Raw genomic sequence first — 4656 nt, forward strand, 5'->3', positions numbered from 1 at the left:
CCAGGTTGAATTTCACTTTCAATCACATCATGCTGTTGAATAAGATCATCAATAGATTGGGTGAAGTCCGCGTCAATTGAGCCTTTTAACACAACAATTTCGACACGACGGTTAGTCGCCCTGTTTTCAGCAGAATCATTGGGTGCCAATGGTCGGGTATCGGCGTAACCTTCCAGCACAAACCGTTCAGGCGGAATGGTATTGTACCTGAGCAACTCATGAACCACCGACGTTGCCCTGGACGTTGATAATTCCCAGTTGGAACGATATCGAGATGTGCTAATCGGAATATTGTCTGTATGCCCGGCCACAGCAATCAATCCATCCGTCTGGGTGAGTACTTCATTGATTTTTTTCAGTATTGGCACAAAGTCCTGATTCAATGTGGCATCACCGGAAGGGAATGAGCCTCGCTCACGTATACGAATGACAATGCGGTTCAGCTGATTTTCAACAACAATCAATCCACGTTCAATTTCAGATACCAGCGCTTGTTTGAACTCCTCGACCTCTTCAGCCACCTGCTTTGCCTGAGCTTCTGCGACTGCTTCAGCATCCATTGTAACTTTTAATACATCGCGAGTTTCATCCGTGGTTTCCTGTCTGACGATATTCAATGGAGTGGGTTTCGGTTCACCCGGACTGAATTCCTGCGCGATGATGCTGGTACCTTTCGGTATCGCTTCGGCCACCACGTCACGTTGCACACCAAACGCTTTTTCCAATGACAACACCACCATTTTATATTTGATAGCATCAATTTCGGCAAAAGATAACAGCAAGACAAAGAAACACATTAATAACGACATTAAATCGGCAAATGTCGCCATATAGGCTGGCAATCCCCTTTTTTGCTGCTTTTTGAAACTTTGCGTTTCAGATTCGCTCATAATTTAAGTCGGCTTCAGGGAGTGATTTAGGCTTCAGCCGGAGCCGGAGCTTCAGCATCCCGCTTGGAGGCCGGAAGGTAATTTTTCAGTAACTCTTCCAGTACTTTCGGATTTTGTCCTTCCTGAATCCCCATCACACTTTCAATGATGATGCTTTTATTCATCAATTCTTCATTACTACGAAGCGCCAGTTTATCGGCCAGAGGTAATGCAAACATATTGGCAATCATGGCACCATAAAGCGTTGTCAGTAGCGCAATAGCCATCGCCGGCCCAATTGACTTTGGATCGGACATGTTTGACAGCATCTGTACCAGACCGACCAACGTACCTATCATGCCCATTGCCGGCGCAGCATCGCCGATTTGCTGGAAAATCTGTTGACCAATACTGTGGCGATTCACCGTTTCATTCATTTCAGTATTCAGCGCTTTTCTGACCACAGCAGGTTCATGTCCATCGACCAGCATGCGGATACCCAATGCCAATGCAGGATTTTGTACCTCCTGTCTTTCCAGTGCCAGCAGGCCTTCTTTACGGGCGATACCTGCCAATTGCACAACACTGGTAATAATTTCAGTAGGGTCTTCAGATTTATGCAAAAACGCTTTGGTCGCTGTTTTCATTGAGCCGATAAACTGTTTAAGCGTAAAGCGCATCATAACCACAGCAAAAGTGCCGCCAATGACGATCATGAATGAAGGGGTATTGATAAATGTACTTGCCGCAGCACCGAGAGCAATGGTGGCGATAATCAGACTCCAGGCGATTAAAAAACCCAGTAAAGTAGCCAAATCCACGTGCTTTTCTCCCTGATTTAAGTCATGCCTGAAGTCATAGAATAAATTCGAGACTAATTGTACCGGATGATACTCAAAATCAACAGTATCAAGTATTCACAGCCCGTTGATGTTTTTTCCGGCGATAAATAATAATCGCTGGCAGCATTGCCATAATAAACATGAATAACAAGACAATTATCGGCCAGATGGTTGGTGTGTTCCATTTAGCTCTTAACTGGTCCCGTAATAGCGGATCGATCCGATGATACTTTAACGTATTATTGGCCATCAAATTGGGCTTAATATTTTTATTCCACGCATGAAAAAGGGTTAATTGTTTGGGATGAAAGCCCCAGACCCAAGGGGCATCATGCCGGACAATATTCACCATTTGGTCGATAATCGCCTGACGTTGCTCCCCATCAGGCATTATTCGCATCTGCTCAAATAACTTATCAAACTCCGGGTTTTGATAATTCGCACTATTTTCACCATTATGAATGGCTTTGGCATTTGGTCCATACAATAGAAACAGAAAATTTTCCGGGTCAGGATAATCCGCACTCCAGCCTATTTTAAATATCTGCGTTTGTCCCCTGCGCATCTTATCCTGAAAGCGATTGTAATCTGTTGATCTAATCACTAACTGAATATTGAGTTTTTGGAATTGTTTGCGCATCCAATCCAGTTGCGCCTTGGCATCGGGACCAACTGCAGCAACATCAAAATATAGCACTAAAGGCTGGCCTGTTTCAGCATCACGCCCTCTTGGATATCCGGCTTCGGCAAGCAGGCTTCTGGCATAATCAACCGATCTGGTTCGTACCGCATTATCCCGCCATTCGTATACGTAGGGATCCAAGCCTTCCCTGCCCTCACGATAACCAAAAATACCTGGTGGAATGGGTCCCTGAGCGGGGATCCCCCGTCCGTTGAAAAAGATAGAAACGAATTCCTCCTGATCAATAGCAATAGCAATTGCCTGTCGTAGTTTACGAGCTCTTTCACTATCACCGCCCACTACCGAATCAAGCATATTGAATCCAATATAATGGGTTGTAGTACCCACTGCAGACTGTAAATCTATGCCCTTTTTCATCATGTCATCGCTCAGTCCAAAGGACCCGCCTGAAGAAACCTGAATGGCCTGTTCAAAGCTATCCGAGGTTAAACCACTGACATCGTAATATCCCTGGATGAATTTTCCCCAGTACGAGGTGCTTTCTTTTTCCAGGGTATAAATAATCTTGTCAATAAACGGCATGGACAGGCCAGCATCGTCCAGCAAACCGGCCGCAGCATCACCGGGGTTCCCTTCTCTGGGATAAGTTTCACCATGAAAATTAGGGTTTTTAATCATCACCATGCGGCGGTTAGGATCATTTTCAATCATGTGATAAGCACCGGTGCCAACCGGATACCAATCCAAAGTAATATTCTTGTCTTGTAGAACTGTCTGCTGATAAAACACATCTGCTTCCCAAGGGATGGGGGCAAAAAATGGCATTGCCAGCCAATATTTCAGTTGTGGATACTGGCCATAAACCGTAATTTGGTAACGATAGTCGTCAATAGCCCGTACGCCACTAATCTGCAATGCTTGTAAATCAATGGGCTGATTTTTTTGATGCATTTTGCCAAGTTCTGCAGCAAAATCCCCCAGCCCTAAGATATGTTCACTCATTAAGCCCAAAATAGGTGAATGTACTTCAGGATGAGCCAGACGCTTTATTTGATAAACATAATCAGAAGCTTTCAATTCCCTAGTCGCTTGAATGGGAAAATCCATGATGGTGGTTATCTTGCGGGCAGTTTGTTCATCCAAATCCCGGTAAAGCAATTGTCCAGATTTATCGCGAGCAAATGCCGGATGCGGCTGATAAGCGATTCCCGGGCGAATGGTGATGGTATAACGTGAAAAGGCGACATTTTCTGCAGTCTGTTGTGATGCCGGTATCAACTCACCATTTTTATCAAGCAGCTCAACTTCAGGCATCATCGCTGCAGTCAGAGGCTCTAACTGATATGGGCGCTTGAGGTAATGATACTGAAAAGGTGGCTCATAAATTTGTGCAGTAATCAGACTTTCGTTCGCTGCGTAGGAACGGGCAGGATCCAGATGCTTTGGACGCAGCATAAATGAACTGTAACTGACAGTTGCTTCACTTTCTGCAGCCGGGTATGGAGAGTTTATAGCTGATAGGTCACACCCTGACAGTAATGCAAATAACAGTGTGTAGAGCAATACAGTAAATCGGCACATAACATTCCAGGTTGGATCCAGTTAAATAGCGAGTATAACGGGATTGTACGTTGCCTGCCTCTTCCAGTAGCAGCCAAAATCAGGTAAGTTTATCGGTTTTAAATTTCTGGAGTACTTCATGGGTTTTCTACAAGGTAAACGGGTATTGATTGTTGGCGTGGCCAGCTCGCGTTCTATCGCTGCCGGTATTGCGCATGCGATGGCTCGTGAAGGCGCAGAACTGGCTTTTACCTACCAAAATGACAAACTCAAATCACGTGTTGAAAAAATCGCTGAAGAATGTGGCTCCAATCCAGCATTAATTTTCCCTTGCGATGTCAGCAGCGATGAACAGATCAATGCTGTTTTCGATGATCTGGCCAAACAATGGGATGGTCTCGACACAATTGTTCACTCAGTGGCATTTGCCCCACGCGAACAGTTACAGGGCAGTTTTGTTGACAGCGTGACTCGCGAAGGCTTTGCTGCTGCACACGACATCAGTGCTTATAGTTTTGCTGCATTGGCGAAAGCAGGCAAAAATATGATGGCCGGCCGAAATGGATCATTACTGACTTTAAGCTACCTGGGTGCCGAACGTGCCATTGATAATTACAACGTTATGGGCGTCGCCAAAGCAGCCTTGGAAGCGACTGTCAGATATATGGCTTACTCTTTAGGCCCTGATGGTATTCGAGTCAATGCTGTTTCCGCCGGGCCTATCAAAACTTTAGCTGCAGCG

At 45.3% G+C, this 4656-nt stretch carries 4 protein-coding genes; 1 reads left to right on the forward strand and 3 read right to left on the reverse strand.

From position 1 onward, the window contains the following. The 3 genes from B3O33_RS12370 to B3O33_RS12380 form a co-directional block, all read right to left on the reverse strand. Window positions 1-890: flagellar motor protein MotB (locus tag B3O33_RS12370; protein ID WP_292363731.1), on the reverse strand; the 890-nt coding region annotated here is incomplete at its 3' end. A 26-nt stretch (window positions 891-916) separates the two neighbouring features. Further along, window positions 917-1690: a flagellar motor protein PomA gene (gene pomA, locus B3O33_RS12375; protein ID WP_292359029.1), complete on the reverse strand. Its 774-nt coding sequence runs from the start codon at window positions 1688-1690 to the stop codon at window positions 917-919. A gap of 88 nt (window positions 1691-1778) precedes the next feature. Beyond that, entirely contained in the window at window positions 1779-3935 is a 2157-nt protein-coding gene (locus B3O33_RS12380; protein WP_292359027.1) for an ABC transporter substrate-binding protein, read from the reverse strand. Between the two features lie 118 nt (window positions 3936-4053). Here B3O33_RS12380 and B3O33_RS12385 point away from each other — a divergent pair. Next, window positions 4054-4656: enoyl-ACP reductase FabI (locus tag B3O33_RS12385; RefSeq protein ID WP_292363733.1), on the forward strand; the 603-nt coding region annotated here is incomplete at its 3' end.

The sequence above is a fragment of the Methylophaga sp. UBA1464 genome (genome assembly GCF_002325665.1).
Classification (GTDB): Bacteria; Pseudomonadota; Gammaproteobacteria; order Nitrosococcales; family Methylophagaceae; genus Methylophaga.